The 24,412-nt window shown below is 57.8% G+C and carries 23 protein-coding genes; 12 read left to right on the top strand and 11 right to left on the bottom strand.

The window, feature by feature from the left end; genetic code table 11:
* Positions 1–139 precede the first annotated feature (139 nt).
* Positions 140–1,000 (bottom strand): serine hydrolase domain-containing protein, encoded by an 861-nt coding sequence (locus BUA54_RS19575; RefSeq protein ID WP_218588320.1) that lies wholly within the window; start codon positions 998–1,000, stop codon positions 140–142.
* Between the two features lie 309 nt (positions 1,001–1,309).
* On the opposite strand from BUA54_RS19575, the gene BUA54_RS19570 reads away from it, so the two are divergent.
* Positions 1,310–1,606: a hypothetical protein gene (locus tag BUA54_RS19570; protein ID WP_072858938.1), complete on the top strand. Its 297-nt coding sequence runs from the start codon at positions 1,310–1,312 to the stop codon at positions 1,604–1,606.
* A gap of 210 nt (positions 1,607–1,816) precedes the next feature.
* Positions 1,817–2,113, top strand: coding sequence for a PRC-barrel domain-containing protein (locus tag BUA54_RS19565; protein WP_072858937.1), 297 nt, complete (start codon positions 1,817–1,819; stop codon positions 2,111–2,113).
* Positions 2,114–2,204: 91 nt separating this feature from the next.
* Here BUA54_RS19565 and BUA54_RS19560 read toward each other — a convergent pair whose 3' ends face one another.
* Positions 2,205–2,540, bottom strand: coding sequence for a TA system antitoxin ParD family protein (locus tag BUA54_RS19560; protein ID WP_072858936.1), 336 nt, complete (start codon positions 2,538–2,540; stop codon positions 2,205–2,207).
* A gap of 159 nt (positions 2,541–2,699) precedes the next feature.
* Here BUA54_RS19560 and BUA54_RS19555 point away from each other — a divergent pair, with 159 nt between their 5' ends.
* From BUA54_RS19555 to BUA54_RS19545, 3 genes are all read left to right on the top strand, one after another.
* Positions 2,700–3,566 carry a metallophosphoesterase gene (locus tag BUA54_RS19555; protein WP_178352804.1) on the top strand — a complete coding sequence of 289 codons (867 nt, stop codon included), beginning with the start codon at positions 2,700–2,702 and terminating at the stop codon, positions 3,564–3,566.
* Between the two features lie 181 nt (positions 3,567–3,747).
* Entirely contained in the window at positions 3,748–4,671 is a 924-nt protein-coding gene (locus BUA54_RS19550) for an ankyrin repeat domain-containing protein (protein ID WP_143155549.1), read from the top strand.
* The gene (locus BUA54_RS19545; RefSeq protein WP_143155548.1) at positions 4,668–5,435 is read left to right on the top strand and encodes a hypothetical protein; all 768 of its coding nucleotides are present in this window, start codon (positions 4,668–4,670) and stop codon (positions 5,433–5,435) included. The genes BUA54_RS19550 and BUA54_RS19545 overlap by 4 nt, the downstream gene beginning before the upstream one ends.
* A gap of 33 nt (positions 5,436–5,468) precedes the next feature.
* Here BUA54_RS19545 and BUA54_RS19540 read toward each other — a convergent pair whose 3' ends face one another.
* From BUA54_RS19540 to BUA54_RS19520, 6 genes are all read right to left on the bottom strand, one after another.
* Positions 5,469–6,023 (bottom strand): metallophosphoesterase, encoded by a 555-nt coding sequence (locus BUA54_RS19540; protein ID WP_072858932.1) that lies wholly within the window; start codon positions 6,021–6,023, stop codon positions 5,469–5,471.
* Between the two features lie 217 nt (positions 6,024–6,240).
* Positions 6,241–7,461 (bottom strand): MBL fold metallo-hydrolase, encoded by a 1,221-nt coding sequence (locus tag BUA54_RS19535; RefSeq protein ID WP_072858931.1) that lies wholly within the window; start codon positions 7,459–7,461, stop codon positions 6,241–6,243.
* Positions 7,462–7,463: 2 nt separating this feature from the next.
* Entirely contained in the window at positions 7,464–8,420 is a 957-nt protein-coding gene (locus tag BUA54_RS19530; RefSeq protein WP_072858930.1) for a hypothetical protein, read from the bottom strand.
* A gap of 32 nt (positions 8,421–8,452) precedes the next feature.
* On the bottom strand, positions 8,453–8,947 hold the full coding sequence (locus BUA54_RS21075) for a hypothetical protein (RefSeq protein ID WP_143155547.1): 495 nt from the start codon (positions 8,945–8,947) through the stop codon (positions 8,453–8,455).
* A 96-nt stretch (positions 8,948–9,043) separates the two neighbouring features.
* Positions 9,044–9,502 carry a hypothetical protein gene (locus BUA54_RS21845; RefSeq protein WP_342742742.1) on the bottom strand — a complete coding sequence of 153 codons (459 nt, stop codon included), beginning with the start codon at positions 9,500–9,502 and terminating at the stop codon, positions 9,044–9,046.
* The gene (locus tag BUA54_RS19520) at positions 9,465–10,274 is read right to left on the bottom strand and encodes a Fic family protein (RefSeq protein WP_342742740.1); all 810 of its coding nucleotides are present in this window, start codon (positions 10,272–10,274) and stop codon (positions 9,465–9,467) included. The genes BUA54_RS21845 and BUA54_RS19520 overlap by 38 nt, the downstream gene beginning before the upstream one ends.
* Positions 10,275–10,439: 165 nt before the next feature.
* On the opposite strand from BUA54_RS19520, the gene BUA54_RS19515 reads away from it, so the two are divergent.
* Genes BUA54_RS19515 through BUA54_RS19505 form a run of 3 tightly spaced genes read left to right on the top strand, consistent with a single transcriptional unit; the run spans position 10,440 to position 15,279 of the window.
* Positions 10,440–11,093, top strand: a complete 654-nt coding sequence (locus tag BUA54_RS19515) for an N-6 DNA methylase (protein ID WP_072858928.1) — start codon at positions 10,440–10,442, stop codon at positions 11,091–11,093.
* Positions 11,090–12,736, top strand: a complete 1,647-nt coding sequence (locus tag BUA54_RS19510) for an Eco57I restriction-modification methylase domain-containing protein (protein ID WP_072858927.1) — start codon at positions 11,090–11,092, stop codon at positions 12,734–12,736. The genes BUA54_RS19515 and BUA54_RS19510 overlap by 4 nt, the downstream gene beginning before the upstream one ends.
* Entirely contained in the window at positions 12,736–15,279 is a 2,544-nt protein-coding gene (locus tag BUA54_RS19505; RefSeq protein WP_072858926.1) for a GIY-YIG nuclease family protein, read from the top strand. The genes BUA54_RS19510 and BUA54_RS19505 overlap by 1 nt, the downstream gene beginning before the upstream one ends.
* Positions 15,280–15,444: 165 nt before the next feature.
* Here the strand turns inward: BUA54_RS19505 and BUA54_RS19500 are convergent, their stop codons facing one another.
* The 3 genes from BUA54_RS19500 to BUA54_RS19490 all read right to left on the bottom strand — a co-directional run bounded on the left by BUA54_RS19500 (position 15,445) and on the right by BUA54_RS19490 (position 19,050).
* Positions 15,445–16,377, bottom strand: a complete 933-nt coding sequence (locus BUA54_RS19500; protein ID WP_072858925.1) for a GIY-YIG nuclease family protein — start codon at positions 16,375–16,377, stop codon at positions 15,445–15,447.
* 378 nt (positions 16,378–16,755) lie between these two features.
* Positions 16,756–17,844, bottom strand: coding sequence for a PD-(D/E)XK nuclease family protein (locus BUA54_RS19495; protein WP_072858924.1), 1,089 nt, complete (start codon positions 17,842–17,844; stop codon positions 16,756–16,758).
* A 258-nt stretch (positions 17,845–18,102) separates the two neighbouring features.
* Entirely contained in the window at positions 18,103–19,050 is a 948-nt protein-coding gene (locus BUA54_RS19490; RefSeq protein WP_072858923.1) for a toll/interleukin-1 receptor domain-containing protein, read from the bottom strand.
* Positions 19,051–19,825: 775 nt separating this feature from the next.
* On the opposite strand from BUA54_RS19490, the gene BUA54_RS19485 reads away from it, so the two are divergent.
* The 4 genes from BUA54_RS19485 (at position 19,826) to BUA54_RS19470 (ending at position 23,791) form a co-directional block, all read left to right on the top strand.
* A complete protein-coding gene (locus BUA54_RS19485; RefSeq protein WP_072858922.1) occupies positions 19,826–20,557 on the top strand; it encodes a hypothetical protein in 732 nt (243 codons plus the stop codon).
* Entirely contained in the window at positions 20,533–22,056 is a 1,524-nt protein-coding gene (locus BUA54_RS19480) for a DDE-type integrase/transposase/recombinase (RefSeq protein ID WP_072858921.1), read from the top strand. The genes BUA54_RS19485 and BUA54_RS19480 overlap by 25 nt, the downstream gene beginning before the upstream one ends.
* On the top strand, positions 22,053–22,724 hold the full coding sequence (locus BUA54_RS19475) for a Mu transposase C-terminal domain-containing protein (protein ID WP_143155546.1): 672 nt from the start codon (positions 22,053–22,055) through the stop codon (positions 22,722–22,724). The genes BUA54_RS19480 and BUA54_RS19475 overlap by 4 nt, the downstream gene beginning before the upstream one ends.
* 104 nt (positions 22,725–22,828) lie before the next feature.
* Complete coding sequence (locus tag BUA54_RS19470) at positions 22,829–23,791, top strand: ATP-binding protein (protein ID WP_072858919.1); 963 nt, start codon at positions 22,829–22,831, stop codon at positions 23,789–23,791.
* The last annotated feature ends 621 nt before the right edge of the window (positions 23,792–24,412 follow it).

The following is a 24,412-nucleotide window of genomic DNA, read 5'->3' as shown; positions in this document are numbered from 1 at the left end:
GAACCTCCGGTGAATAGCGGTTGGCCATCTTGCTCTTTTCCATGACTCTCATCCTTCTCAGGTTTCAAGTCTCTGGCAAACCCGGCGCGGTTCAGGGGGTGTCCGCAAAGCGTGTTGGTCCGCTATGCGGACAAAGCCGTCAGTGGTCGCGTGCAAGTCCTGCGGCGGAGAACTCTGCCACCCCTTGGTCTGTCGCATTGGTGAAAGCGGCTATGGTCGTCGGATCAGGAAGATCGGGAAAATGATAGACGGCATTCACGCTGAAGGGTCCGGCGCCGGTGTGGCCGATGGCGCGTCCCAGACCTCCCATGGCACCCGACATGAGACCGAGCGCATATCCACATTCGGTCCAGGGACGCCCGGGAATCGCACCGCCCAAGGATCTTCTGACCAGCATGTCGTTTAGCGTCTCCGAGCCAAGCAGATTGCCGGCGAAGAGAGCGTGAAGCAGACGTGCCGCGTCCGGGGCCGACCCGATCAGGCACCCGTGATAGACCCATCGCGGATCATACCTCGCGCCATCGTCCCAATGCAGCGCCGCCGACTGGTCGAGGGTGTCCCAGAACTCTACGCTCGCCAGACCAAGGGGGTTGCAGATCAGGTCGTGAATGACGTCTCCCAGAGGCTTGCCCGTCGCCCCCTCGATCAGGTCGCGGACAAAGAGATAACCGATGTTGGAATAGGACCACCCTTCGCCCGGGGGAAAATGCATGTCCTGAGCAAGGGTCGCATCAAGCAGTTTTTGGCGGGGCCAAGGCTGATCTCCCCGTGCCACTGCGGCATGATACTTCTTCAGCGACCCATAGTCGGGCAGACCGGAACTGTGGCTGAGGAGGTGGCGTAACGTGAAGGGATGTTCCTTGTATAGCGCATCCAGGTCCAGAAGGTGCTCTTCAACAAGCTTGAGCGCGCAGATCGCGATCGCGGTCTTCGAAAAGCTCCAGTAGGGAAACAACGTGCCCTCCGGGCTATTGCCGCCACTGCGCCCTGACACCGTCATCCACACTGTAAATCTGCTCAGCCTTTCCATATGTTTTGCATAGGTGACCGTCGAATATTGGTAAATATGAGATCGAACCGGACCTTTGCGGCGCAGTGCAAGAACGGCCGCCCTACCAATCAACAAAAGCAGTCCATGTCGGCTTCGGCGACGCGTTCCAGGACAAGGACCGCGAAGCTACCCGACGAGGTTTGGCTTGTCAGTGCTGTTGAGCACTCGGGTGCATTGACTTGGCCGATACACAGCCGATCTTGATTTTGTTCTCTATTTGTTCTACATCTGAGCTTCAGTTATCGTTGGAGTTCTGTCATGGAAGCATCAGCCTTTGTCCTGCCCGCTACCCCGCGCCAGCTTGCCTACGCGCGGTCACTTGCAGATCGTAACCGCACCCTCCTGCCATGGGACGTCCAGCAGGATCGCCGCACGCTTAGCGCCTGGATCGAAAAGCAGACCCTACTGGCACCTGTCGCGGACCATGACCCCCGGCCGAGCTCGAAGCAGGTCGCTTTTGCGGAGAAGCTCGCACGGATCAAGCGGCGTGCCGTGCCGGACGAATGCTTCCGCGACAAAGGCCTGATGTCGAAGTGGATTGACGGCAACAAGTGACGCGCGACGGTAGGGCATGAAAGCCCACCACGAAGCTCATGATGGTTAGTTATATCGCACACAAAGCTGCATGCGCATTTCCCGCCGCCGGCAACCTCGGCAGGTGGACGCTTCTCCGCTCATCCGCGTAGCAATGGCGGTTTCTTGGAACATCGCCAGTGACCACGGGGTTCATCTCCCAATGAAGCAATAACGAAAGCGAGCAATATCATGGACCATTCCAAGCATATTCCACTGCGGTCGGACGAGCTGACGGAAGCCAACCTGGACGGTGCCACTGTCTACGGACCCGATGACAGCAAGATCGGGAGCGTCGCGCACCTCCACGGCGCCGGTGCCAACGCCCAAGTGATCGTGGACGTCGGCGGCTTTCTGGGGATCGGCGCAAAGCCGGTCGCACTGGACGTCTCCAGCCTGAACTTCATGCGTGACGAGAGCGGCGATGTGCATGCGACCTCGACGATGACGAAGGATCAGCTCAAGGATCTCCCCGAGCATCATCACTGAGTGTAACCGCAGCAGCGCAAGACGGATCAAGGGGCGGCACGGCATCGTGCCGCCCCTTGTTCATCTGGCAGCTTTCATCGGCAATTCGATCTCAAGTGGCAGGCTTCTGCCGGACAAGGTGTCCATTTTCATCCAGACCGACACCGAGGCCACGTCGCCGGCGGTCCTCGAAAAAAGCTTCCGCTTCCTTCGTCGGATGTGACGTCGCCTCTTCGAGGTATGAGAGAAAAACGGCGGACTCGAGGGCGGTGAGGTTTTCCGGAAGCGTTGTCTGGAGCCGCTTGACGTCGAACTCCGGAGATTCATCTACGGCCTGGCCGAGCCAGATCCAGTAGGCAATCTGCTCTGCAAGAGACCGGCCACTGCGTTTCGCGGCCGCGCGCGCTTGCGACAGTCGGACAGCGTCGATGTCGAAGGTTTCGGGCATGGCCGTTGTTTCCGCGTTTCTTGCTTGCCAGCGTAGACAAACCGCACGACCACGGGCAATACCAGTTCTCCCTTTCATGCCGCGGTGGCCACCTCAGAGAAGGCTTTCCAGACAACCCACTACCCCATTCAAGTTCGGAGATGATCCATGACGGCTGATGTGACGACCACGACCGTATCGCTGGGATCTCGCGGACTGCCCGGTCAGATTGACCTTGCAACAGAGATCTTTGCCATTGGTGACGTGCATGGCCAGGCAGCTGTGCTGCACGGTGTCCTGCGCGGGATCGGCGGCCAGCCAAAAGCGCCCGGCACGGAGCGCATCCTGATCTTCCTCGGTGACCTGATCGACCGCGGTCCCGACAGCATCGGCACCGTCAGCACGGCACTGGCAGCGGGCCCCACGATCGGGGCCGACCGCGTAGTGATGCTGCCTGGCAATCACGAGCTCGAGCTGGTCGACGTGCTGGACGGTGGCGACCCGGCGCTATGGCTACAGAACGGCGGGCGCACCGTGATGGATGAGGTCGATATCGATTGGCGGTCGCGTCCCTGGGATGAAGAGCTTGCCGACCTCAGGACGGCATTTCCGGCGGATTGGATCGCCGGGATCAGGTCAGCACCTTCTCATCTCACGATCGGCGACCTTATCTTCGTCCATGCGGGTATTGACCCTCACGCCAACCGCGCGACTTTCCTCGCGCGTGACAAGCCACGCGATGACCTGCACTGGGCCACGATCCGGAATGAGTTCCTGACCTGGACCGGGGGCTGGGACCGGGACGGTGACGGCGCTCCCATGCATGGTGCTACCGTCATCGTTCATGGGCACACGCCGGCTATTCGCACGTCACTGCACGAAACGCAGGCGGAGCTGTCGCAGATGGACGGGATCGACGGCTACAGCACGATCTGCGTCGACGCCGGTGCGGCGTCGCGTCCGCAGATCGGCTGGGCGCGCTTCTGGGTGGAAGACGGCCGCGGCATGGTGGAGATCAGCGCCACGTTCGCGGGCGACATTTCTTGACCTAAGATAGTTTGACGCTGTCCAATTAAATCCGCATGGTTGAGATGTTCTGTAGGGCCGCCTCATTATTTAAGAAGATTATCATACCAAAATGTGCGAGTAGCAAAACGGATTGCTGCTCCCAAGCGAAGCCGACATTTTCCGTCTGGAAATTGCAGGCGGATCTGGCAAGGTGACGGGCATGAAAAGCCTTTTTTGCCTTGCACCCGCAATTCTCGTCATGTCCACTCCGCTCGAAGCCTGTGAATTGACGGCATCCTTCTTTTCCGCGACAGATGCCAACGATCTCATTGCTTGCATGGATGATACCTTCATTCATCAGCGCGACGATGATCTGTCCAGCGTGCTTCATTTGGCAATAGCCGCCAGCGTCGATCCAAGTGTGATAGATGCCATCCATGCTGCGGCTGGCACCTACTGGCCCGACCTGGTGGAGCAGCAGACAGCCAAGGGGGCAACGGCTCTTCATATTGCGGCCCAAAACTCCGACGACCCCCGCCTGATCACAAGGTTGCTGGGCTACGGTGCGGATGCAAACGCGCTGATGGATGCGAAGAATGCCAAGCTCTGGGGTGATCGCGGCACCAGTGCGCTTCATCTCGCTGCACTCCGACCGAATGGCGCAGCCTTTGTGACGGCGCTCCTGGCGGGGGGGGCTGACCCGACTTGGAAACAACGAGAGTCAGAAGCGCAGCCGATCTACACCGCGGCGAAGGTTGCCGAGACACCCGACACCCTGGCCGCGCTGGTGGCCTTCGGGTCAGGCGACCATGCAATCAATGATCCGGATGCGGCTGGCAATACTCCCTTGATGGCCGCGGTTGCCAATGACCGACCCCAAGAAGTAATCCGTTTTCTGCTTCACCATGGCGCGGATGCCAATGAGGCGAACGAAGACGGCACAACGGCCCTGCAGTTCGCGACCTCCTACGCCAGCGATCCCGCTGTCGTCTCATTGATCTTTGATGCAAGTGAAGACCCATGCGTCGCGGACGAAAGTGGTAGGACAGCCCAGCAGCTACTCATGCTGGAAGCATCCCCACTGCGACACGACAAGGCGCTCACCAGGCGCTTTCATGAAACCTGCATAGAAGCGGTAAAGTGAAGCGCATGGTGTGGCGTCTTGTCAGGTTCCTGACGCGGACGACACTGCGGATTGGGGTGCTGGTTGCCGTTGTCGTCCTGTCCCTGTCGTTAAATGTCGCGGTCCTGGCGGTGGATTCCGTGCGCGATGCAATTGCTGGAAGCCTTAAACAACTTGCCGGGTCGTTTGACGGGCCTGGACCCAAAACTTCAACTTCGACACCCCGACCGACACAGGCTGACCGCGTGAACGAGCTTGAACTTGAAAATGATGATCTCAAACGACGGAACGCAGACCTGAACAACGACAATCGTTACCTACGGCGGACGCGCGACACGATCAGAACCGATCTCGCAAATGAGCGCGCTTTACGCGAGGCGATCACGGAAAAAGGGACTGACATCACGCGGCGGATGACGCAGCGCACATCACGCAGCATTACGGCGAACTTCGGAAGCATGGCCGCCGAGGCGGTGCCCTACGTCGGGATCGCTGCCATCGTGGGTGTTACCTTTTACGAGGTCCGCGATGCCTGCTTGACGATGAGCGACATGCGCGAGCTCAGCGACATGTTTGGAACACCGTCGAGTAACGAAAACCGTTATTGCGGCTTCACCCTACAGGAGTTCAAGGATCAGGTTTTTAATACCAGTTCCAAAGTGGATTGTTCCAATCTGGATATGCCTTCGGAGATGGTCGAAGAATGCGGAAAACCTCCGGCTATCCAAAGAGAACTGCCGGAGGATGAACCTGGTGATGCGTTGCTTCGACCTCAAAAACCCTGATGCGCACCTCTGCAGGCGAAATTTTAATGTAGGTTACGTGGGTTCTACAGCCGCCCAGTGCGAGCTGATAGGGAGTGCCGCGCCCCGCGCGGCAATCTCCTCGAACCGCACTGGCTTGAAGTCCCAGAGGTCCACCCCGACGTTTACGCAGTTCCGATGGCCCGGCCAGTTGTCATGGACGTGGCCGAACATCATGACGGCGTCACGGCGGGCATGGTTCCAGGTCAGCATCGGGTAGTGGCAAAGCGTGTGGCTCTGGTTCTTCGGCCCGTCCCGCACCTCGGCCAGCGGCGTCACCGTGTCCCAAGGCAAGGAGAGGACCAGTTCCTTGTCGTGATTGCCGGTGACCAAGTGTTTGCGTCGGCCGGGCAGTAAACCGAAAAGGTTGTCGAGCCAGTCACGGCTCTTGGCACGCGGGCCCACGACCAGATCGCCGAGGATCCACAGATCGTCCTCGGCGCCGACGCAGGCCTGTAAATTGTCCAGCAGACTTTGCTCCATGTGCGCGGTGCTGCGGAACGGGCGATTGCACAACCTGATGATGTTCTCATGCCCGAAGTGAGGGTCGGCCGTATACCAGTTGACCATGCGCTGTTCCTGTTCGTGAAAGGGATCACGCAGGTGGCGATGGGTCTCATAGGGTGATGTCAGGTCACGCGCGCAGGCCAAAGCCACCAGCGATGCGGGTGTCTATAAGCGTGGGCGTATGACGTATGCGCAGGACATGTCGAAGCCTACCGCCAACAGTGCCGTCGCAGCAATCTCGATTTTCATTGTTTGCCGCGAACACTCGACGCCGCATGCGTCAGAGGATCATGGTCTGTCCATTTGCCAAAGGCTGCAGACCCTTAAAACTTGGATGCGCAGTGTGCCAGTTCTGCCCATGAACCGGCACGATATGACGGGGCGCGATTGCTGCCGCGAAAGCCTCGAGATCGGCTGCGGAAGCATGGCCGCTGGTGTGCATGTGATGCACCGTCACTCCGCTCTCTTTTGCCCAGACGTGCGCCAAGCCATCCTCGGCAAGATACCCTCGCCACATGGACCAGACGAAGGCGTCGTCTGGTCCGAGCAAGACGCCCTTGTTTCGGTAGTCGCGCACAAGGCCGTCGCGCAGCATGATGACATGCCGCGAACCGTTCAATGCCTTGGCAGACAGCCCGCCGTTTGCCATGCGTGCGACAAAGTCTCCACGATCGGCGGCGATATAGTGGTTGCGCAGACCACGCGTGACGACAACCTTCAGCTTGTCCCACCCCGGTCGAGGTAAGCGGGTGCCCTCGGCGATCGCTTCCAGCACTTCGGCCGTGTAGAGGTCAATCACAAGCGTGCGGCCACTTCTTTTCGCCGCACGATAAAGCGTGACGGTTCGGTCGACGTTCTGGGCGGACCAGGCGGTAAAAAGGCGCCCCGGTGTCGCGGCCATGAGGTCGGCGACATCATTTTCCAGCGAGGCCTCGGTCATTACCGGCTTGTCGATGCCCAGGTTGGTCCCCTCCATGATCAAGACGTCGATGGCGCGCGGTGGTGACGCCATGATCTGTTCGACAAGAGCTCCCTTTCGCCCGTGACGACGGAAGTCACCGGAGTAAAGGATGCGCTGATCGTCAGCCTCGATCAGCAACATTGAGGCGTCAAAGGCGGAATGGTCGGTCAGGATTGGTGTCACGCGGAAGGGCCCGACCGCAAAGGCCTGTCCTTGGGTCCAGGTCAGGAACGGCCGCGCCAAGGGCTGGCGTGCAAAACGACAAGTAATCTCGATCAGCCGCGCAGAGGCCGCGCCAGCCCATAGCGGCCAACCGCCAGGCAGATCATGGATCAGGCCCCAGTGATCTTGGTGGGCATGGCAAATCAGCACCGTGGCGGGCCGGGTCAGATCGAGGGTCAAGGGTAACAGTCCCGTAGCGTCTGACGGCGCATCCAGCGGTCGTCCCGCATCCAAGACCAGCCGCGCGCCGGACGTATGGATCACTTCGATGCACGTCCCGCCAATCTCGTCGGCACCGCGGTGAAGGATCAGTTCCATGCTCAGGAACGCACGACAGGCAGGATCAGATCTGCATCAGAGCGAACACAATGCATCGGAATATCCACGATCTTCGGCAGATGCTCCTCATCGAAACGTTTATCGCCCTTACGCATGTCGATCAGCAGCCGGACCTGGGTGTCGATCCTCTTCAGCAGGGAGGGCGTATCCGCGATGTCGATAATCGCTTGATGAAGCGGCGGAACGTCAATGCCTTCGTCTACTGCCACTTGGCGAAGGGCGACGATGATTTTGCAGGTTTCCCGATAGGCGGCCAGCACGTCCGCGCTGACCTCTGGCTGGGCGAACCAGTCAGCGTAGGTTGTCATCTGCGCCCTGATGTGTGGTGTTTCGCCGGTCGTGCGCATCCTGCTGTCGCTGGGCAGTTTTGCCTCCCAGAACACCACCTGCCAACCATCCGCGACCTCTTTGAGCGCGACGAGGTCGATACGCAGGGCAACCTTTTGCGCGATACCGGTCGCAGGGTTGATCACATTCAGGCTGGGCAAACCCATTTCGATGTCGATAACGGTGCCATTGGCAGCACAGACATCCTCGACGAACAGCTTTTCGATCCCATGATACGCGTGGCTTCTGGCCATCCACGATGCCGCGTCTGCGTGGTCAGCGCCGAGCTTCGTGTAGGACTGGGCGTTCGGAGCCTTGTCGGCCAGGTATTTCTGGTGGGTCTCGGCCGAAAGGCCCCTGCCCATGGTCACGCGCGCGATCGACTGACCGCCACAGTAGAAATTCGCATATCCGTTGCGGACGGCAAGTCGCAGTCCCATGGGCCGCGGACCGCTCAGTTTGCGGGTCTTGCCGGACGCTGCCCAGTCCACCATCGGCGCGGCATGGTCAGCAGGATACCAGTGCCGCAACAGGTCGATCATCCATGGCGTCGTCGTCAGATCCGTCGATTTCAGGATCTTGGTGTTCAGTTTGCGTTCGAATTTCGTCATGTTCGGTCCTCGTGGAAATTGTTTTGGCGGTATCAGTCTGGTTTGGTCAGCAAGGTATAACTCTGTATCGGGCGGTTCCTGACCTGCACGCGCCGCGCTTTGCCTTTTGCATCGAGCAGCGGTTCAGCGCGCACAGCGGCCTTGATCTGCCAGCCAAGGTTCATGTTCAGCGATGCCTTGGCAGAAGATCCGCGCGCTAAGGCTGGTCCGCCGACTGCTTGTTCGTAGTCCGCCAGAAAGGTTGGGTCGTCGAAGAGGGCATTGAGCACGTTCAGGGTGAAGTGTTTGTCAAAGGCACCTGCAGCATCCAATTCCAAAGCTTTCGCGACAGCCCGCGTCATAAGGCTATCGGTCAACAGGATCCGATTTCGTTCTTCCTCAGGAATGAGGTCGGATTGCGCCACGTGCCGACGCACCAACCTTTGAATATACGCGGGCACCTCCACGCCTTCAGAGCGTGCGAGTTCATCCAGCACCGCCACCAAAGACGTCTCGAGCCGTAGTGCAACTGTCGTCGAATCGCTCATACATCACCTCACATGCAAACATATACGGGCATCGCGCACCGGCGGTCAACCACAAGTTTACAAATGTGGTTAAACTGACGAAGCCGAGACGGTTGGTCAGACCATTGGCGGAGATGCCGCCGCGGGCATGACCGGCGCTGCATCTGTATAAAGGTTCGGGAATAGCCGCTCGCGGTAGTCCAGGGGGAACGCGATGCGTACCGCACCTTTCGGTGTCGCGGACTTCAGAAAGCCACCACCGATCAGATCGCCAAGGTCGCTCCTCGCGGAGCGTTCCGAGGCGCCCGTTACGAAACGCGCATCTCCCCGCGCCATCTCTCCATGGCGAAGCACATGCGAGACCATTTGCGGAAGGCGGTCCTTCCCCGGATATCGATCCGCGATCAGCCGGGTGTAGCGTTGCTGCAAGGTGGTCAGGTCGAACATGGCCTCGGTGAAGCGGATCTGGTCCAGCATTACGGTGAGGAACCATCCGGTGAAAGATTTCAGTGTGCTGAGCGACAGATTTCCGCGACCGTCACGGTCGCCTCGGCGCGGCTGATCGGCAGCGTCCATACGCTCCTTGTATTCGGCCGGATCCTGCAGCCCCCCTGGCCAGTCCGCGACTGATCGACCAATGGCCATGTCCGCCAATCCCTGCGGTTTGGCACATGGCGTGAAACATGAGCCGGCTCACACGGCCAGTGCCGTCGAGAAACGGGTAGATGTAGTTCAGGCGATGATGGGCTGCCGGGATGGATAGGATCCGGCCTGTCGGACCACGGGTCAGGCCACGGTAGCGGAGGGCGAAGTGGTCCATGCACGCCGGGATCCGGGCCGCCAACGGTGGCAGATGGCGCCCGACCGACACTTCCTCGCCTTCAGCACGAAAGGCACCGGGAAGAATTTCCTTACGCTGCCCATCGTGCTCCGTGAAGAGCAGCTCCTCCGGCATCGCATCGTTGAAGCGGCGATGCAGATCTTGAATGAAAGTGACAGAGGTCGGCTCCGGTAGATCTTCTCGGGCAGCGGTCTCGTTAATCCAGGCCTCGACGCGCACATGCGCCGCAGCTTCCTCCGCGAGGGGTCGGTTCTCCACGTCATCCAGCCGACCGGCCAAGGCCGCCTCAATATCGCGGGGGCGCGTGCTGTGGCCCTCGATCAGGTTCGAATAGTAGGCGTTCATGATCCTGATCATCGCGCGAAGCTCCGCCGCGCTGTCAGGGTGAAGTCTTCGGCCGAGGGCCTCGGCCGAAGAGCGTATCTCGAGGATCAGATCGGTTAACGCGACCGGGACCGCTTCCTCGATGCCGCAGGGCTCGATGCGTGCCGGTGTTTCGAGGATCATCTTAAAAAATCTTTCTTCTTAAGGCAAAGCAGGTAACTGAATTATCGTCACCCCTGTCTATCCTCACAATATGTCCGGCCTGCACACCGAAGTTGCTACTTGGCAGTGCGGCTCCCAGTTGTCGTATAGCTTGGCTACCTCGTGGAAGTTTGCAATGGTGCGGTTATGAATCTCATCCGCTCCAAAAAACGTGTCGCAGACCACGGCGAAGTCTTCACGCCTGCATGGCTGGTGGAGGCGATGCTTGAACTGGTGAAGGGCGAAACGGAGCGCATTGACGCACGGTTTTTGGAACCCGCTTGTGGTAGCGGCAACTTCCTTGTGCCTGTCCTAAAACGCAAACTTGCGGCGGTGCAGGTCAAATTCGGGCGATCCGACTTTGACAGGCGGCAATATGCGCTGCTGGCGCTGATGTGCAGCTACGGGATCGAACTGCTGGAAGACAACATCACCGAATGTCGGGCCAATCTGCTGGAGGTAATGGCGGACTACCTGTCGCTGACCCCCGCCGACGATCTGTATCGCGCAGCTTTTCATGTGTTGTCCGCCAACCTCGTGCATGGCGATGCGCTGACTATGAAAACGGCGGTGGGCGATCCGATCACCTTCGCGGAATGGGGCTATATTGGCAAAGGCAAATTCCAGCGGCGCGATTTCCGGCTGGATGTGCTGACCGGGGCAGCATCGTTCAGCGCCGAGGGGTCGCTGTTCGCCGGTCTGGGCAACCATGAAATTTTCAGGCCGACCAAGACCTATTCCCCGATGACCATCCCCGAACTGGCAAGACAATCCGGCTCTGCTCCCGAGGTCGCTGCATGAGCGTGGCCCCCTTCACCTTGCGGGGGCGCAACCCTGATGTGCTGTCTTGCATCGCCAATCTATCCAACGACGAAGTGTTCACCCCGCCGGAGTTTGCGAACCGGATGCTGGACACGCTGGCAGAGGCTTGGGCGGCGGATCATGACGGGGCAAGCCTCTGGGTCAACCCGGATGTGACCTTTCTGGACCCCTGCACCAAATCGGGCGTGTTCCTGCGCGAGATCGCCAAGCGGTTGATCGACGGGCTGGAGGGGCACATTCCCGACCGGCAGGCGCGGCTGGATCATATCCTGACGCGGCAGGTGTTCGGGATCGGGATCACGGAACTGACGGCCATGCTGGCGCGGCGATCGCTCTATTGCTCGAAACACGCGAACGGCAAGCATTCGATCACGCGGGGGTTCAACTCGAAATCTGGCAATGTTTGGTTCGAGCGGGTCGAACATACGTGGGAAAAGCCGGACGAAAAGAATAAGGGCAAGTGCGTGTTCTGCGGTGCAAGCAGTTCAATTCTGGATCGTGGCGATGATCGCGAGAGCCATGCCTATACATTCATTCACACTGACAACATACAAGCGCGTGCTTCCGCGCTGTTTGGGGGCAACATGCACTTCGACGTAATCATCGGCAATCCGCCCTACCAATTGGATGATGGCGGCCACGGGACCAGCGCCGCGCCGATCTACCACAAATTCGTTGAACAGGCGAAGGCGCTCGATCCACGCTATTTGACAATGGTGATCCCTTCGCGCTGGTTCGCGGGCGGAAAGGGGCTGGACGAGTTCCGACAATCCATGCTGTCAGACAATCGGCTGCGCTCGATCACCGATTACCTGAGCGCCGCGGATGTTTTCCCCGGCGTCGGCCTCAAGGGCGGTGTCTGCTATTTCCTGTGGGACCGAGATCACCCTGGGGCGTGCCAAATCTTGACAAACTTCAAGGACTGGCCAGTGTCCGAAGCCACTCGCCCGCTTTTGGAAACCGGCGCGGAAATCTTCATTCGGTTCAATGAGGGCGTCTCGATCCTGAAAAAGGTGATGGGCGTTGAGACGGGGCAGGCTGACAATTTATCGCTGTCCGAGGATCGAAGATTTGAGACGCTGGTTAGCTCTCGAAAGCCTTTTGGCTTTACAACAAATTTCAAGGGCCGAAAGACAAAGAAGGTAAATGACCTTTTGATCTACCAGAACGGCGGAACGGGATTTGTTTCGCGGGAACAGGTCGAAGGGGGCGTGCATCTTATCGACAAGTGGAAGCTCTTTGCAGGTTATGCCGCGCCCGGCACTGGAAATCGGGATACATACCCGCACAGAATTATCAGCACGCCGTTTATCGCTGGTCCGGGCACAGTGTCGTCGGAAACCTATCTTTCAATGGGGCCGTTCGACACCGAAGCACAAGCCAAGAGTGCATTGAGTTACATTTCCTGTCGTCTCACTCGGTTCATGGTTCTCTTGCATAAGTCGTCGCAGCACGTCACGCGCAAAGTTTACACTTTTGTTCCCAAACAGACTTGGGATCGCCAGTGGACCGATCAGGTGCTGTATGAAAAATACGGCCTGACCGAGGACGAGATAGCCTTTGTCGAAAAGATCGTGCGCCCCATGGACATGGACCTGTTCGACAATCCGGCAGAGCTTTGATGCCCAAGACCATCGACGACATTCTCGAAGCCAAGCCCAAGGCCCGCCCCCGCATCTATGCCTATAGGATTGACGATGCGGCCCATGCGGGCCTGCTCAAGGTTGGCCAGACCACGCGCGAGGTAAAGGCGCGGGTGAACGAACAGCTTGGCACGGCGGCCATCGCCAACTTCAAGATCGTGCTGGATGACCCTGCCGAACGCGACGATGGCAGGACCATCACCGATCATGAGGTGCGGGCGCGCCTTCGGGCCAAGGGATTTGACAACCCCGAAAAGGAATGGGTGCGCTGCACCTTGGCCGATGTGCAGACCGTGCTGACCGAGTTGCGCACCGGCCAAAAGCTGACCGGCACACATCACCAGACCTTTCCCATGCGCCGCGAGCAGGCAGAGGCCGTCGATCAGACCCACGCTTATTTCGCCTCTCGCTGGGCCGAGGATGACAAGGCCGTGCCGCGTTTCCTGTGGAACGCCAAGATGCGCTACGGCAAGACCTTTACCACCTATCAGCTGGCTCGGCGGATGGGGGCCAAGCGCATCCTGGTGCTGACCTTCAAGCCCGCCGTCGAAGACGCTTGGCGGACCGATCTGGAAAGCCACGCGGATTTCAATGGCTGGCAATATCTGTCCCGCAGTTCCGGTGTGGACCGCAGCCAGATTGATGAAAGCAGGCCCGTGGTCTTTTTCGGGTCGTTCCAAGACATGCTGGGCAAGGACAAGCTGGGCAACGTCAAAGCCCGCAACGAATGGGTTCACGCCTTCAACTGGGATTTGGTCGTCTTTGACGAATACCATTTCGGCGCGTGGCGCGAGAGCGCGAAAGAGCTTTTCGAGGGCGAGGAAGAAAGTATCGAGCGCGAGGAAAGCTTACTGGACGACCCCAAGCGCCTGACCGACCGGGTTGCCGATCTGCAAGAGCCTCTGGACCCCGAAACCGAGTTTCTGCCCATCACCACGCGGGCCTATCTCTATCTGTCGGGCACCCCGTTCAAGGCGCTGGCAACAGGTGAGTTCATCGAAGAGCAGATTTTCAACTGGACCTATACTGACGAGCAACGCGCCAAGGCCGAATTCGCCGAGAAGAACATCGGCCAGTGGAACCCCTACGGATCGCTGCCCCAGATGCGGCTGTTGACTTATCAGATGCCCGACGAGTTGCTGGCCATCGCCAGCGCGGGGGAATTCGACGAGTTCGATCTGAACGAGTTTTTCGCCGCGACCGGCACTGGCGCGGACGCCGAGTTCAAGCACAAAGCCGAGTTGCAGACGTGGCTGGACATCATCCGTGGCCAACACGCGGCCCGAACGCTCGACAGCCTGAAAACCGGATCGCGCCCGCCATTCCCCTATTCTGATGTTCGCCTGCTGCCGTATCTCCAGCACTCGTTCTGGTTCCTGCCAAACGTCGCGGCCTGTCATGCCATGGCAAAGTTACTGGAGGAGCGGCAGAACGTTTTCTGGCATGACTACAAGGTGATCGTGGCGGCTGGGGCGTCTGCCGGAATGGGGCTTGAGGCGCTTCGCCCGGTTCGTGCGGCCATCGGCAGCGGCTATGACACAAAATCCATCACCCTGTCCTGCGGGAAGCTGACCACGGGTGTGACGGTCAAGCAGTGGTCGTCGATCCTGATGCTGCGCAACCTGAAATCGCCGGAAACCTATTTTCAGGCGGCGTTCCGGGTGCAGTCGCCATGGTCGATCCAGAACCCCAACGGCGATGACCCGAACGCAGAGGAAGTGCTCAAGCCCGTATGCTTCGTCTTTGATTTCGCGCCAACCCGTGCCCTGCGGCAGTTGTCGGAATACGGGATCGGCCTGTCACCCAATAGTTCCAACCCGGAACACGCCGTCCGTGACCTTGTGTCGTTCCTGCCGGTGCTTGCCTATGACGGAGCAATCATGACGACGCTCGATGCCGGGCAAGTCCTGGACTACGCTATGTCAGGCACCGCCGCGACATTACTTGCTCGTAAATGGGAAAGCGCCCTGCTGGTGAACGTGGACAACGACACGCTGCGCCGGATCATGGACAACCCCGAGGCTATGGCGGCTGTCGAGCGGATCGAAGGCTGGCGGGCGCTTGGCGACAACGTGATCGAGACGATCATCAACAAGAGCGAAAAGGTCAAAGAGCTAAAGACCAAGGCAAAGTCTGGCGATCTGTCGTCCAAGGAGAAGAAAGATCTTTCCGCCGAAGAAAAAGATTTCAAATCCAGACGTAAGCTGGTGCAAGAAAAACTTGTCAAATTCGCTACACGGATACCGGCTTTCATGTATTTGACTGATTTCAGAGAAAACACTCTGCAAGATGTCATTACACGGTTGGAGCCTGACTTATTCCTCAGCGTGACTGGCTTGACTGTGGCGGATTTTCATCTCTTGGTGCGGCTAAAAGTTTTTAATACGGAGCACATGAATCAAGCTGTCTTCGCCTTTAGGCGATACGAAGACGCTTCCCTTTCCTACAGTGGTATCGACAGCCATCCCAACTTGTCACGTGTTGGCCTTTTCGACACCGTTGTTGAGGTCAGGACAGAGTAACCATTCCTGCGCCAAAAACATCCGAAGCATTTTTTCGGCATCCCCTGTTTCGCAGCCCATTTGATATTTACGGCCGGCACGTCAGTCTCATTGCTTGTCAAACTGATTCAGCCTGCCCGGTTGAATGTCGCTGACGGCAAAAAATCAGGGTGCCACCTTTTCATTTCACTTCTCTTGCGTCACCGCCTGAGCCTGCTGCCATTCGTGGTAGTTCAGACTTGCGCCTTTGACCTTCCACTCCAAGCGCCCGTTACTGTTGCGATCAAGCACGACTGCCGCTGCAGCAGAAGGGCTGGAGAACGACCAAGGCTTGACGAAGCGTAGCTTGCCCGAACTTGACGGTCCATCGTGAGGCACCAACACACCATCGGTGATCAATTTCTCTTTGAGTCCGCCATAGCTCTGCTGGACGTATCCAGTGCCGGTCAACGCCTCGGAGCCTTCGAGCACGACGAACTCGCCATCCTCCTCGACCGCCATGGCCGCGACCCCGCTCTTGTGGCGGATCTCGAATTGCACCTCGTTCGAAATGGTAGGCGAGGACGAGCTGGCCTGGGTGCTGACCGCCTTTGGCTGCGGCTTCAACATGTCCAGCCCAATGACCGGCAGGATGATCCGAAGGTTGGCCAAGAACTGTTCCATGTTCGCCACGTCGGCCTCTGGCAGGCGGCGGCGCTGGAAGTCCGGCTGGGTGCCATTGTCGAGTGTTACCCGCCCCGCTTGTGCGGTCACTTGGATAAGCCGCGCCTCAAGGTATTCGGCGTGACCCTTTGAGAGGTCATCGTCGCTCGTCGTGACTGTAATAGCCGTTTCCCAAAAATCGCGCTTTACGCCGCTCTGCTTGATCCGTTCGGCGACAGAGTTGCCTGATCCGATATAGACCCGTGTCATTCCAGGCGTGACCGGATCCGGACCGGAGAGAATATATACGCCAGTGCGGTCAACCTCGTCCCGAGCGGTGAGGTCGCCAAATGCGGAGGCACCTGAGACGAAGAGCAACCCTGTCCAACCATGGATGGTCGCCTTGCGTAGCCCGGTGGGTTTTCCATCAACCAGGAAAAGCTGAATAGTGCGCCCAAAAACATCGCCAACCGTCATGGCTGTTCCATCCTGCACGAATTGGCATGTTGAGCTTCGTCGACTCGCAACCATGGTCGCCCATGCTGGATACGCTTTCCCGGGAGACGTTCGGACGCTTGCTTCTCGTCTGGACTGCAGCCTTCGACAAACAAGCCAAGCCTCCAGATCTCATCAATTGTGAGTTTATTTTCTCCGGTATTCATACACGCCCCCAATCCCCGTAGGTTACATTGCTGCCTCAGCAAGAGCAGGTCCACCATCGCATTACACAACCGAACGCGTGCTAGGCAGTATTCCGAGCTGATCGGCGCAGGACGAGCTACCAAGTTGCCCAATTCTTCAATACCTTGGTTGCGCAGGCAGGGGCACCGTGCGTAGAAACAGCTGGCGGTGTTCTCAGGTATTTGGTGATGAGATGATCCTCGCATCATCCACGATTTCTCGCCATTGCAAAAGCGTTGTCTGATTGTCGCACAGCCAGCGCCGTAGCTCCCGTGCCACGGCAATACCATCTTCGATTGCCTCAACCTGATCCTCGAAACTACCCTGATTGTCGATAGGTTCAGTCGCTATTGACAGCTTGAGACCAGGATTGGGGCGAACCTTGGTCGGTTTATCCGCCGAGAACTCTGCTCCGAGCTCCAAGCTGTCATGTTCCAAGCGGTCGCGGATCTCGTTGAGTGCAAAGCCCCAGCCGCCGAATGTGACCGCAACGTAGTTTGCCCGGCGATTTGAACCGCGCCCAAGCTCGTGTGCGAAACGGCGCGGCCGAATGTCCTGCGTCAAAGTTTGGAAAGATGCCTTTTCATTAAAGATCATGGAAGTGCTCTCTCGAGGGTTTGCAGGCTTCAGCATGCTCGGTCCTGGCAGTATTTCCGGTGCGAGTTTCGCCATAAGAATCACATAACGGGCATTAAAGTCCCCTACCGTAGAATCTGGAATTGCGGTGTAGCCGCGCCGATACTTGTGAATCGCCTGCTCAAGAATGTCGCCTCGAAACCGGTGACGCAGGACCAGATCACTTCCAGCCACTGTCTCCATCTCTCGGAAAAAGCCACAGAGTGACTCATAGCTGACTGTCGCGTCGAATTTGCCGGTAAACTCGGAATGCTTGGCGGCATAGGCTTCTGGACACACGATGATCATGGCCGCCATGCGGTAGTCGGATGCCAGCGCATGCAATTCGTCCCGGTAACTCTCGGCTTGGTCCGGCTGTTCAGTTGCGTCCAACTTATTCTCGATGAGTATGGCCGACCTCGCTCCATCGACATGTTGCATCTCGACAAAAATGTCGATCTCTCGCCGTGATCGTGTCCGGCGCTTGCTGTGCTTAACGTCCCAACGCACGATAGGGGTTGTGATGCCCACTGACCTCGCCATCCAGCTGGTGAAATCGAGTGATGAGAACAATTCTTCGACCAGCAGGAGGTCGACATCGCGCTCTGTGGCGTGGCTGAGGGTAGGAATGAACTCGTCGGACATCATGACGCTATTTTCATATGTGAATTTGGCATCGGGGACGACGCCAGTTTAAAGCCGGTCTTTCTCATTCCAGAACCGCAGACAGATGTAAGGTCATCTCGAATTTTGATGGTGCTACCGCGGCCGGCGTGTGGGTGGTCAGTCACACTCTCTCGGCCATGGCGTTCGATCTCGGAAGTGCAGGCCCTTCGCTTATCATTATCTGTCAGCGCGACTACCGCCATTCGATCACTACAGGTATTATCTGGGACGCGAATTGTCTCAGGCAAGGCTCACCCCCGCTTGCTTGAGAAATTCGGTCCAAAGGTTTTCCGCCGCCTGGTGCGGCGTAATTCGGTCTTTTTCGTGACCGCGCATGAAATTCATCGTGGCCGTCAAGAACATCTCATACTCATCGTTCTCGACGTTAAACCCCCCGTTGGATGTGTTGTCCCCAGCGTCCTCTTCGAAGACATATGAGATATGTCCGAAAGCATACCGTCCCGTCGAACATCGAACGGTAATGTTTGCGGTCGAGCCTTGGATCCGGCTCCTGTTCACCACCGTGCAGGAGAACTTTTTATCAGACCTCGCGGCAAAGCGACCACGAAGTTCCTCCAAGGCATCCAGTTCAGCTACCGCCTCTTGAAAATAGCCGCGAATTTCATCGAATGCCTGGTCACGGAAGTCGTTGCGGTCAATTTCATCAAATTGTTTTTGGACCCGATACTTCCGTGGCTGCGCGTTGGAACGAACTGCTTCGACGGTTTCAATCCTTGCCAATGACGGAACTCTTTCCGAATCATCAAGGATGCGCGCAACTTCTTCTACAATGTTCAGGAATGCGGTGTTTTCATTGGTCCAATTACTGATTGGCTTTCCGTCCTTTGGCAGCGCCTTAAGTGTCTTAAATGCACTCGACTTCCAGTAGCAGTCTTCCACGATAATCGGTATCACCCGAACCGTCCCTTCTTCGTGGCGCTCCATTGCTCGGGTCATCTCAGTATCCATGCAATAGTCCGAGCTCAGGAAGTCAGGACTGACCATCAGAAAGACGATATCACAGGCCTCCAGCTCGTTCGAAATTTCTCCGTCGATTTCGCCGCCAGCGCGAATCTCTCGATCATACCAAGTCTCGATACGTCCAGCCCGACGAAGGGGCGATAGGTGAGCTTTTAGCCTTTCCAGTGTGCCTTCATCGCGGTGGGAATAGGAAACGAAAATTCGCATGATGATACCCGTTCGATGTTTGTTCTAAACTTACTGACTGCTATGGTGGGGGTCAATCTTGGCAGGTGAATCGAGGTCACTGTTTGTGATGGCCAATGGACCGAGATCCTACCCTGCACGATGAAGATATTGGTCAACATATCCAACAACCAGGACTTCTTGACGTGCGTGTCAATCGGCAACCCGTTCTGACGGCACGACAGCGTCTTCACCTCCGTCATGCTCGCCGGCAGACACCTCTCTCATAAGGTCCGATAGGGGGTGCGTGAAGACCCCCTACTGTCATGCCGGTCTGGGGTTCGGATCTGTCTGAATCGAGATGGTGACATCGTCACCCAAGCGGACGCGGCGGGGGAGTCAGCCCTCCTTCATGCTCTCGCGATCTACGCTGAAAGAGCGTGGCGTTGCATCTCGCCATCCATCACAATGTTCAATTCTTGTCTGTCCGGGCCCCTTGAAAACGTCGCAAGACACATTTTTCGCTATAAAAACAATGTCTTGACTCTCATCCTGAAGATTCTTCAAAGTTCGTCGATTCTTCCGCTTTGAATTTTCGGAGTTTGCGGGGACTCTTGGCGGAAGCGCTGCTGCCCAGTCTGGGTGACAGAGCAAAGAAAAGGCGCACCCAAAGGCGCGCCATGATGAGTTGGGGCTCTTATCGCCCGATACACCTGCCACGGTAGAGGCCGAAAACGGTCCAGGCAAGGAAGATCGGAGCCCCTGGTTGATGAAATGAAGAGCTCGGAACTCCGTTGGTTTCGAGAACGGAGAAGATATGTCGTTACACAGGGCTTGGGATCCCACACCGGAGCAGTTGCCCCGGCGGGATGCGCTGGAGCTGGGCACGATTCCCGGCGTTCTGCCCGTCGTCGCCGCGCGTAATCCGACGGGCCGCAGCAGCGTGTCCCATAAGATTACGGCCACCTTCGCGACCCCGATGGATGGCTATAAGCGACGACTCTATCATTTCGAGAGCAGTCTGGAGTATGCCGTCGCACTTGAGGCACTGCTGTCGGGCGAATGCCACGGCCTTGAGATCCAGCTGCCGCCCGTCCGCTATTTGTGGCGGGGGCGGTGGAAGAACCATCATTTTGACCTGCGCATCACACGGACCGACGGGCATAGGATCGCGGTTTTCGTCCGTAATGATGCCAGTTTGGCGCGTATTTCTACCCAAGCAGAAATCGCGGCAATCTTTTCGCACATCCCGGCAGGCTTCTGCGATCAAGCCGTCGTTGTCGGCAGTTCGCATTACTCCCGGGTCCTGCAGGAAAACTTGCGCCGTATGTGGGAGGCGATCCAAATGCCGGACGGCGAAGCGGACGAGGTCGTGCTTCAGGTTGCGCGAGAAGCGCGCTACTGGGACGTGGAAGGTCTTATCAATCAGTGCGGCATACCCCGGGCCCGCGCTTGGCGTGCTACGTTGAGGCTGATCGCTGCGCGGCGGCTTGCGACAGACTGGCACGCGATGATCGATTACCCATGCCGGATCAAGTGCGCGGCATGAGCCGACGTTCAATATACAACGTGCAGGTCGGCTACGACCTGATCATCGATGCGCGCACATGGCGTGTCGAGGGGCTCTCGGACGAGGGCTTCGATGTGAAATGCCTGCAGGACGGAACCTACACCTGTCTGGCACCGGACTATGTCGACGGCATCATTGCCGATGGAACCTGTTCCGTCATCACTCCGGTGATGGCACAGGGCAGAAAGCAGCTTCTTGCCTTTACGGGCGGTTACGACCGGCTCCCGCAACTCCCTCCTAAAGAGCAGGCCGCAATCCGCGCCAGGCTTGGGCTGATCAAGGCAATGGAGAGCCTTGAACATGATGGTCACAAGCTGACCCAGCGCCTTTTGGATAAGCCAGAAATTTCGCGCCTCCTGAGGCGGACCGCGATCGAATTGACGGGTGATAAGAAACTTTTTCTGTCGGTCGATGGCAGCGGTAACCCTTTCGAAATTGCGATCCCGAAAGGGAGGACGCTTCAGAAATATCGCAGCCTGCTGACCCGATACAACTGCAACCCCGTCGTATTGATGAGCCGGGATCATATGAAAGGACCGAGGGGCGACATGGCACGAAAAATATGCGAGGCCGGCGAACGCTTTATCAGGGCGGTCGTAAATTGCTTCCTTCATACCTCTCAGCCGAAAGCTGCGGTCGTATACCGCAGCGTTGCCGGCGGTTTTGACATTACCGAAGAGGACGTCGTCGCCGGGTTTAAATTACCGTCGCTGACCACCGTCAGAACCCGCATCCGCGAAATGAGTTCGGTCGCCGTAGCCGTCGGGCGCCTCGGACAGCGTGAGGCCGCGAACCGGTTCAAGTCAGGGACGACAGCGATCCGGTCCGTGAGTTTCGGCGAGTATGTCGAGACCGATCAATGCTACCTGTCCATTTTCGTTGATGAGACTGGCACCCGCAGGTCTGAATTCTGGAAGGAAGAGGATCAGCAGAAGTTCCCGAACTCCGGGATCGGCGAGCCGCGTAAAGGCGAGCGTCAGGTCTGTCGCTATTGGTTGAGCCTTGTGATCGACGTCGCGACACGGATGCTTCTCGGATGGCAACTCTCTGAGACCGCGACAGGCGAGGCCACGATGTATGCGCTTCGCATGGCAATGCGGAGCAAGGAACGTGAGAAGCTGCTATTTGGCTGTCAGAATGATCCGGCGCCGGCGGTCGGGTTCACCGAGCTGCGATCCGACAATGGAACGGCCGTGCGCAATCAGGCCGTTCTCGGTGGCTTGGCCGGACTTGGCGCCATGACACGGATCGTCAGAGCCTACGCTGGTGGAGACAAGCCCTACGTCGAACGGTTGTTCGGAACCCTCGATATCCAGCTGCTGAACTGTCTTTCTGGTTACGCCGGATCAAAGCCCAATGCCCTGCCGGGTGCCGACCCGATGAAAGATGCATCGCTTTCCCGCGATAATCTCTACGAGATCGTCACCAAGTTTTCATCGACGACTATCCGTCGCGCCCCCATCGCGGCACTGGCATGAACGGCGCAACACCGCTTCAGAAAATGGAGCAGGCCATCGAAAAGTATGGTGTCGTGCCGCCGCCGAGCGCCGAGCTGCGCCGCCTGCACCTCGGTGAGACGCGAAATGTATCGGTCACACCCGAAGGGGTCCAATTCCTCAGCATTCCCTTCAATTCACGCGCCTTGCAGGCATGGTCGCACACCGCCACTTCCAAGAAGGTGACCGTCTATCTGGATCCTGACAATCTCAAGCAGGTGACCGTGGAGCCGATCGGAACATCCGAAGTCCTCACGGCCGACCTTTCCATGACCAACCTGCGGGATAGCAACCTGCCGAATGCCTTGCGGCTCTTGCGGGAAGCATCGCTTCTTGATCCTGAGATCGGCACGGTTACCGACGATGGCGTCAAGACGGTGATCGATCGGGAAACACGACAGATGTCACTGTCCGACCGGGCACGTGTGGACAGAAATGCAGATCGCATCATGGCCTACGAACGCTACGCGTCGGATCTCGAGAATGTTGACGTGCGACCCTCTGGCAATGGCTTTGGTTTCGAACGCACAGGGTCGATCATGGACGTCATGACCAGCGGAGTGACTGCCGCGAATGCCCGGCCGGCTTTGCCGGCAACCAAAACCACGCCTCCCTCAACGTCCGATTTCTCCGCTGTCGAAGCGGAGTAGCCGGATGATGGGGACAACGGCCCTCTGCTGCCTGCCCGTCCCACTGATACCCCCGCACCCCCACTTGAACCCGAATTCGGACGCCTTAAGGAAAGTAAGTTCTGATGTCCTTTGTCATTGATGAGATCGTCGCATCCCGGGAGACGCTGTCCTGGCGCACCTTTCCTCTGTCACGCGCGGTCGAGCTGAAAACCAATATCGCGCGTATCTTCAGTCAGCACCTTGGCGACCTGAGGCAGGAGATCAGCTTCGAGTCCCAGTGTCTGGTCGTGACCGGTGAGCCCGGGTCTGGCAAGACCAAGGAGGTGAAGCATCAGATTGCACAGTTCAACGATGCGGGCATCCTTCTTCCTGACGGAAAACCGGCCAAGATTGTCAGCTGCCTTCTGGACGCCAAGGGCGGGTGGAAGGACCTCGGGAGCACGACCCTGCGTGCTCTCGGTTATCCCATCGAAAACCTCGCCCGGCACACCCAGGCCAGCATCACTGCGAAGATTGTCGATCACGCCAAGCGCTGTGGCGTCGTCGGCATTCACTTTGACGAGGCGCAACACATCCTTCGTAGCAAGAATGTCGTGAACCGCCACGTGATCCTTGACTCCTTCAAGACCTTGATGAAGTCGCAGGATTGGCCGCTGATGCTCATCCTCACCGGCATTCCGGAACTCATGGGATACATCCAGGAGGAACCCCAACTTCACCGCCTCGCGACCCACCAGATCTTCCCCGATCTTGATGTGCCTGACGATCTGAACGTCATCAATGACATCGTTCAGAGCGCCGCTATCCAGAACGGATTGGATGTGAGCGACGACGTCATGACCCGCGATCTCTACACCCGCTTGGCCACTTCGGGCGCGTTCAGGTGGGGTCTGGTCATCGGCTTGGTTGTTGGTGCATGCGAAGCTGCAAGAGCTCGGCGGTCTCGGATCTTGGAACGGAGTGACTTTGCAGAAGCATGGCGCGCCAAGGTCGCATCGCAAGCCGGCGTGAATCCTTTCACACATGAGGCCTATGATCTCATGCTCAGGCGTGAGCAGCCCTTCCGGCTGTTCAGCCCCGGCTGATTACCACCAGCACGACATCGCTGCATGTTGTCAGGCTCGCACCACACGGTGCGGGCCTTTTTTGTCTCGGATCGATAGCCGTGAGTTCCCGGCCGCCAAAATCGAGCATTCTTGCGCACGCTTTTGCTTTTCTGCGCACGCTTTTCGTTTCGGCCGCTATTCGGCGCACAGATAAGCTGCTGTAACCACAACGAGAAATTTGCCTCCCGAATCAGACGAGATTCGGTTTTGCGCACGCTTCTCCTGAGTCTGACACAATGGGCCATATGAGTGCGTAAAACGATCACTTTACGTGCGCACCCATGTCAAGAGAACTTTCACAAAACGGGTAATTATCGTTCCATCATATACGTAACCAACTGATATCAAATAGTTTTAATTGGCTGCCCCAATGAGCAAAAGTGGTGACTATATCGGGCAAGAAGTCCTAATCTGGGTTCTTGCTAGCCAGACTTGACCAGCGTTTCGTCCTCAGCCGTCGCCGGTGCCTCGCACAAGACTCCATCCGAATGGATGCTTGAGCTGCTGACCTGCCCCCCGCAATATCCCTCAGCCTGATGTAGAGTTTGCTCAACCGTGAAGGAGCAGACGAATGAGAAAGAGCCGTTTCACCGAGGCGCA

The organism is Loktanella atrilutea (assembly GCF_900128995.1).
Classification (GTDB): domain Bacteria; phylum Pseudomonadota; class Alphaproteobacteria; order Rhodobacterales; family Rhodobacteraceae; genus Loktanella; species Loktanella atrilutea.
This window is presented reverse-complemented; position numbering and strand designations above follow the sequence as displayed.

Coding starts and splice junctions, on each gene's coding strand:
- BUA54_RS19575 (WP_218588320.1), bottom strand. CDS start 1,000: ATGACGGTGTCAGGGCGCAGTGGCGGCAATAGCCCGGAGGGCACGTTG.
- BUA54_RS19570 (WP_072858938.1), top strand. CDS start 1,310: ATGGAAGCATCAGCCTTTGTCCTGCCCGCTACCCCGCGCCAGCTTGCC.
- BUA54_RS19565 (WP_072858937.1), top strand. CDS start 1,817: ATGGACCATTCCAAGCATATTCCACTGCGGTCGGACGAGCTGACGGAA.
- BUA54_RS19560 (WP_072858936.1), bottom strand. CDS start 2,540: ATGCCCGAAACCTTCGACATCGACGCTGTCCGACTGTCGCAAGCGCGC.
- BUA54_RS19550 (WP_143155549.1), top strand. CDS start 3,748: ATGAAAAGCCTTTTTTGCCTTGCACCCGCAATTCTCGTCATGTCCACT.
- BUA54_RS19540 (WP_072858932.1), bottom strand. CDS start 6,023: ATGGTCAACTGGTATACGGCCGACCCTCACTTCGGGCATGAGAACATC.
- BUA54_RS19535 (WP_072858931.1), bottom strand. CDS start 7,461: ATGGAACTGATCCTTCACCGCGGTGCCGACGAGATTGGCGGGACGTGC.
- BUA54_RS19530 (WP_072858930.1), bottom strand. CDS start 8,420: ATGACGAAATTCGAACGCAAACTGAACACCAAGATCCTGAAATCGACG.
- BUA54_RS21075 (WP_143155547.1), bottom strand. CDS start 8,947: ATGAGCGATTCGACGACAGTTGCACTACGGCTCGAGACGTCTTTGGTG.
- BUA54_RS21845 (WP_342742742.1), bottom strand. CDS start 9,502: ATGGACGCTGCCGATCAGCCGCGCCGAGGCGACCGTGACGGTCGCGGA.
- BUA54_RS19520 (WP_342742740.1), bottom strand. CDS start 10,274: ATGATCCTCGAAACACCGGCACGCATCGAGCCCTGCGGCATCGAGGAA.
- BUA54_RS19515 (WP_072858928.1), top strand. CDS start 10,440: ATGAATCTCATCCGCTCCAAAAAACGTGTCGCAGACCACGGCGAAGTC.
- BUA54_RS19510 (WP_072858927.1), top strand. CDS start 11,090: ATGAGCGTGGCCCCCTTCACCTTGCGGGGGCGCAACCCTGATGTGCTG.
- BUA54_RS19505 (WP_072858926.1), top strand. CDS start 12,736: ATGCCCAAGACCATCGACGACATTCTCGAAGCCAAGCCCAAGGCCCGC.
- BUA54_RS19500 (WP_072858925.1), bottom strand. CDS start 16,377: ATGACGGTTGGCGATGTTTTTGGGCGCACTATTCAGCTTTTCCTGGTT.
- BUA54_RS19495 (WP_072858924.1), bottom strand. CDS start 17,844: ATGATGTCCGACGAGTTCATTCCTACCCTCAGCCACGCCACAGAGCGC.
- BUA54_RS19490 (WP_072858923.1), bottom strand. CDS start 19,050: ATGCGAATTTTCGTTTCCTATTCCCACCGCGATGAAGGCACACTGGAA.
- BUA54_RS19485 (WP_072858922.1), top strand. CDS start 19,826: ATGTCGTTACACAGGGCTTGGGATCCCACACCGGAGCAGTTGCCCCGG.
- BUA54_RS19480 (WP_072858921.1), top strand. CDS start 20,533: ATGCCGGATCAAGTGCGCGGCATGAGCCGACGTTCAATATACAACGTG.
- BUA54_RS19475 (WP_143155546.1), top strand. CDS start 22,053: ATGAACGGCGCAACACCGCTTCAGAAAATGGAGCAGGCCATCGAAAAG.
- BUA54_RS19470 (WP_072858919.1), top strand. CDS start 22,829: ATGTCCTTTGTCATTGATGAGATCGTCGCATCCCGGGAGACGCTGTCC.